The sequence below is a fragment of the Actinoalloteichus spitiensis RMV-1378 genome (genome assembly GCF_000239155.1).
Lineage (GTDB): Bacteria > Actinomycetota > Actinomycetes > Mycobacteriales > Pseudonocardiaceae > Actinoalloteichus_B > Actinoalloteichus_B spitiensis.
The window spans coordinates 1-3,531 of the sequence record NZ_AGVX02000285.1; the positions used below are offsets into that span (position 1 = coordinate 1).

The following is a 3,531-nucleotide window of genomic DNA, read 5'->3' on the forward strand; positions in this document are numbered from 1 at the left end:
ACCGTCGCCGGCCGCCCGGGAAGTTCCCGGGCGGCCTTTCCTCGTGCGTGGCGGCGGTCTGGTCGGCCGGTCAGGCCCGCTTCCCGGTGACCAGGGCGCGCAGCTGCGTGCCCCGCCTCCGCAATCCCCACTTGGTGACCCTGATGAGGGCCTCGCGCACGATCGAACCACTCATCTTGGAGGTGCCGACCTCCCGGTCGGTGAAGGTGATGGGAACCTCCACCACCTGGAAACCGGCCTCGATCGCCCGCCAGGCCAGGTCGATCTGGAAGCAGTAGCCCTGCGAGGCGACGTTGTGCAGCTTGATCTTCTGGAGCACCTCCCGGCGGAAGGCCCGGTAGCCGCCCGTCATGTCCGACACCCTCGCGCCGAGCGCCAGCTTCGCGTAGATGTTGGCCCCCCGCGAGAGCCACTCGCGGTGCCAGGGCCAGTTCACCAGGCTGCCGCCCGCCACGTACCGGGAGCCGATGACCAGGTCGGCACCGATCTGGTCGTTGCCGAGCGCGTCCAGCAGCCGGGGCAGCTCCTCGGGCGCGTGTGAACCGTCGGCGTCCATCTCGACCACGACGTCGTAGGCGCGCTCCAACGCCCAGCTGAAGCCCGCCACGTAGGCGGCACCCAGCCCCGCCTTGGCGGTGCGGTGCAGGACGTGGATCCGCTCGTCGGCGGCCGCCAGGTCGTCGGCGAGCTCCCCCGTGCCGTCCGGGCTGCCGTCGTCCACCACGAGAACGTGCGCCGCCGGCACCGCCGCGTGCAGTCTCGTCACGATCGGGCCGAGGTTCTCCCGCTCGTTGTAGGTGGGGATCACCACCAGTACCGCGCCGGCGCTGCTCGGGCGGTCCTCGGGGGTGTCGGCTTCTCCGGCCATCCGTTCCTCCTCGCCGGTCCCAGTGCGGCCGGCAACGTCGTGTGCTTCGCGGTCAGCCGTCCGACTGCCCGTCGTCGGACCGCGCGGTCGCGGCGGACTGCGGCGCGGCGGCGGACTCCGGGGCGGGACGCGCGCCTCGCGCGCGACGTCCCAGGACGGCGACCCATCCCAGTGCGGCCAGGGCGGTCGCCACCAGCGCCCACTCCGGAACCGCACCGAGACGGGTCGCTAGCGTAGTGGTCGACCGTAGCGGCACCTCCTCGACCAGCGCCGTCGAGGTGAACATCTCAGTGCGCTGGACCACCCGACCGTCGGGCATGATGACCGCGCTCACCCCGCTGGTGGCCGGCAGCAGCACGGCCCGGTCGTGCTCCACCGCCCGCACCCGCGACATCGCCAGCTGCTGGTCGGTCATCTCGGTGAACCCGAACGTGGCGTTGTTGCTGGGTACCGCCAGGATCTGGGCTCCGCTCCCGACGGTGCTGGTCACCCGGTCGTCGAAGGCGATCTCCCAGCAGGTCGCGACGCCGACCGAGGCCGGCCCCATCGCGAAGGACACGGCTTCGTCCCCCGGTTGGAACTCCCGCTGGACCCGGTCGACGTCCTCGCTGAAGAGACGCACGAACCAGCGCATCGGCATCCGCTCGCCGAACGGCTGGATCTCCCGCTTCCGGTAGGCGTCGACCGGGCCCTGCCCGGGGAGCCAGAGCAGGGCGGTGTTGTGCAGGTCGCCCACACTCGGGGCCTCCTGCGTCCCGACGAGCGTGGGCGCCCCGATCGCCGAGACCGCCGACTCGATGATCTGGTACGCGTCGGCGTTGCGCACCGGGTCGATGTCGGAGGCGTTCTCCGGCCACACCACGAGGTCGGGTTGGGCCGTCCGGCCCGCCGCCACGTCCTCGGCCAGCAGCCGGGTCCGCTCGGCGTGGTTGTCCAGCACCGCCCGCCGCTGGCTGACGAAGTCCAGGCCCATCCGGGGGACGTTGCCCTGGATGACCGCCGCCGTCACCGTGCCGTCGGCGGGAGCGGCACCCGCGAACGCCCCGGTGACCCCGCCGGCCAACGGGGGCAGCGCGGCCAGGGCCACCAGGGGGACGGCCCGCCGGATCAGGGGCGCGCCCGCTCCGGAACGCGACCGCGCGTCGTCGCCCCGGCCCGTCCCACGCGCGGCGACGTGGCGGGATCCGAGCCGCAGCAGACCGCCGAGGGCGAAGCCGCAGAGGACCACGGCGAACCCGAGGAAGGCCGTTCCCCCGAGCGAGACCAGGGGCAGGAACACCCCCTCGGGCTGGCCGAAGGCGACCTTCCCCCACGGGAAGCCGCCGAAGGGGATGCGGGAGCGCAGCGCCTCACCAGCCACCCACACCGCAGCGGCCCACAGGGGCGCGGCCGGCAGCCGGGACACCACCGCGACCGCCGCTCCCGCCAGCCCCACGAAGAGCGCCTGGAGGAGGGCGAGCACCGTCCACGCGAGGACGCCGACGTCGACGTACTCGCCGACCCAGGTGAGCAGGGGCAGGAAGTAGCCGAGCCCGAAGACCAGGCCGTACCCGAAACCCGCACGGGCGGAACGTCCGGAGACGACCGCGAAGAGGACCGCGAAGGCGATCGGAGCGAGCCACCACAGGTCACGAGGAGGGAACCCGGCGTACCAGACGGCCCCGGCGCCCGCCACGGCGACCAGTCGCGCCAGTACTCCCGGCAGCGGCGACCCGCGGTCCGGGCGAGGGGACCGTCCGGCGACGCCCGGCGCGTCGAGGGCTTCAGACACCACCCGGACAGCCTACGGACGCGAGACCGCCGGCCCTCGGGGCGGTCGGGCCGGGGAGGGCTGATCGGCGCGGGGTGCCCCGGCCCGCGCGGAGGCGGCAGCGGATGCGGTCACTTCTTTTTCTTCTTCTCCTTGGGGTTCTTGATCTCGTTGCCCCCCAGGAAGGAGTAGGAGCGGATGCGCACGGTGGGTGAGTGGGGGTGCACGGCGGACTCGTCGACCTTGATGTCGGTGCCGCCCATCAGGTTGAAGCCCCCCTCGTGCTCGACCCGGACCCCCTTCGGGACGACGACGGTGTGCCCGCCCATGATCGAGACGAGCACGAGCTCCACCACGGGCGCGTCCAGCTGGGCGTCGCGCATGTCGATCTCGTCCCCACCCATGAGGGCGAAGAAGCCCTGCCGGCGGCGGACGCGCCACCGCCCCTTGATGGTGTCCCCGCCCATGATCGCCATCCGCCACTTGCGCTTGCCCTCGGGCTGGTCGACCTCGCCCCCGGGAGCGGCGACCGGGAGCGGCGACGGATCCCCACCGCCCATCCTGGAGTGGGCGACCGGCAGGTCCGCGATGAGGGAGTCGAGCTCACCCCGCGTGGTGGCGGCGTAGGCCTTACCCACCCGTTCGGTGTACTCGTCCAGCGTGATGCGCCCTTCACCGACGGCGTCGTTGAGGAGGCTGGCGATGTCGTTGCGTTCCTTGTCCGAGACGCGGATCTCGGGTGTCCGATCGGGGCCGTCCATGGTTCGTGAGCTTACGGCGTGGGGCCACGCGCCCCGTGCGCCCTTGTCCAACAGCTCCGCGCTGCCGGCCGGTCGGGTCGTCCTTCACCCGGAGGAGGGACGCCGGGACAGCGGAGTCGACCAGGGACGCCGCCGCCGGGCGCCGACCGCCC

At 73.0% G+C, this 3,531-nt stretch carries 3 protein-coding genes; all 3 read right to left on the bottom strand.

The genetic code is table 11. The features are described from left to right. Nucleotides 1-70: 70 nt before the first annotated feature. The 3 genes from ACTIDRAF_RS0213295 to ACTIDRAF_RS0213305 all read right to left on the bottom strand — a co-directional run bounded on the left by ACTIDRAF_RS0213295 (nucleotide 71) and on the right by ACTIDRAF_RS0213305 (nucleotide 3,379). A complete protein-coding gene (locus ACTIDRAF_RS0213295) occupies nucleotides 71-868 on the bottom strand; it encodes a polyprenol monophosphomannose synthase (RefSeq protein ID WP_016699227.1) in 798 nt (265 codons plus the stop codon). Nucleotides 869-920: 52 nt separating this feature from the next. Then, the gene (lnt, locus tag ACTIDRAF_RS0213300) at nucleotides 921-2,642 is read right to left on the bottom strand and encodes an apolipoprotein N-acyltransferase (protein ID WP_052168824.1); all 1,722 of its coding nucleotides are present in this window, start codon (nucleotides 2,640-2,642) and stop codon (nucleotides 921-923) included. Between the two features lie 107 nt (nucleotides 2,643-2,749). Continuing rightward, entirely contained in the window at nucleotides 2,750-3,379 is a 630-nt protein-coding gene (locus tag ACTIDRAF_RS0213305) for a DUF1707 SHOCT-like domain-containing protein (protein WP_016699230.1), read from the bottom strand. Nucleotides 3,380-3,531: the final 152 nt, after the last annotated feature.

Bases quoted from the DNA above. Each gene is read 5' to 3' on its own strand.
- ACTIDRAF_RS0213295 (WP_016699227.1), bottom strand. From the start codon at position 868: ATGGCCGGAGAAGCCGACACCCCCGAGGACCGCCCGAGCAGCGCCGGC.
- ACTIDRAF_RS0213305 (WP_016699230.1), bottom strand. From the start codon at position 3,379: ATGGACGGCCCCGATCGGACACCCGAGATCCGCGTCTCGGACAAGGAA.